Origin of the sequence: Microbacterium sp. B24, from assembly GCF_000333415.1 — a bacterium.
Lineage (GTDB): Bacteria > Actinomycetota > Actinomycetes > Actinomycetales > Microbacteriaceae > Microbacterium.
In genome coordinates this window covers 1-1,067 of sequence record NZ_BADB01000123.1, presented here as the reverse complement: position 1 = coordinate 1,067, position 1,067 = coordinate 1, and the positions used below count along the sequence as shown (strand labels likewise).

1 protein-coding gene and 1 pseudogene are annotated in these 1,067 nt (G+C 68.6%); one reads left to right on the top strand and one right to left on the bottom strand.

What is annotated here, in order from left to right; translation table 11 throughout:
• A pseudogene (locus I5I_RS02720) lies at positions 1–243 on the top strand (DUF3027 domain-containing protein); the annotation flags it as partial.
• A gap of 45 nt (positions 244–288) precedes the next feature.
• Here the strand turns inward: I5I_RS02720 and I5I_RS02715 are convergent.
• Positions 289–1,067, bottom strand: a 779-nt coding sequence (locus I5I_RS02715) for a glycoside hydrolase family 3 C-terminal domain-containing protein (RefSeq protein WP_036316212.1), incomplete at its 5' end; no start/stop codon positions are given.

Below are 1,067 nucleotides of genomic sequence, written 5' to 3'. Positions count from 1 at the left end.
TATCAGGCCGCGCAGGCGGCGCTGGCCGCCGAACGCGGTGTCGAGGCCGAAGACGCCGAGGGCGTCGACGACGATGAGTCCGACGAGGAACTCGACGACGACGACCTCGACGACGTGGATGATCTGGATGCCGCCGACTTCGACGACGACGGATCGCCGATCCTGCACGCCGGTGACGTCGACGGCGTCGACATCGACGTGCTGGACGACGATTCCGACGAGGACGAGGACGACGAGGACTAGCGGCGTTTCGTCTCGTGCCGGGGGCGCTCGCTCAATGACCGGGCGTCAGAGCACGACGTGGAACCGTGCGCTCTGCAGGACCTCGTCGCGCGATGACGGACCGACCAGCAGGTCGAAGGCGCCGGGCTCGACGATCCGCTCACCACGGGCATCGACGATGGTGCAGGCGCGCACGGCGACGGCGAGTTCGACGGTGCGCTCCTCACCCGCCGCCAGCGTCACTCGTCGATATGCCTTCAGCTCCTTGTCCGCCCAGCTGGCGGACGTCACCGCATCCCGCACGTAGACCTGCACGAGTTCGTCGACCGGTCGCATCCCGGTGTTGCGGACGGTCACGTGCGCACGCACCGTGTCGTCCAGTCCCACCTGTGAGGCCTCGAGCGCGGGAGGCCCGTATTCGACCGTCGAGTACGACAACCCTTCGCCGAAGACGTGTGCAGGGCGCTGTGTGAGGTCGGCGTAGCGATCGCCGTGCTGCCCGCGGAGCTGGTTGTAGTAGGTGGGCTGCTGCCCCACGTGCTCGGCGAACGAGATCGGCAGGCGTCCGCAGGGCTCGATACGGCCGAGCAGGAGTTCCGCGATGGCGCGTCCGCCTTGCATCCCGGGGTTCGCGACCCAGAGCAGGCAGCAATCGCGCACCGCCTCGGGGAGCACGAGCGGTTTGGAGGCCATGAGGACGACCACCACCGGCGTACCGGTCGCGACAAGGGCCTCCAGAAGTGCCGTCTGGGCGCCGATCAGCTCGAGCGTTGCGGTCGAGCGACCTTCGCCGACCAGTTCGATCCGATCGCCGACCACCGCCACGACGACGTCGGACGCTGCGC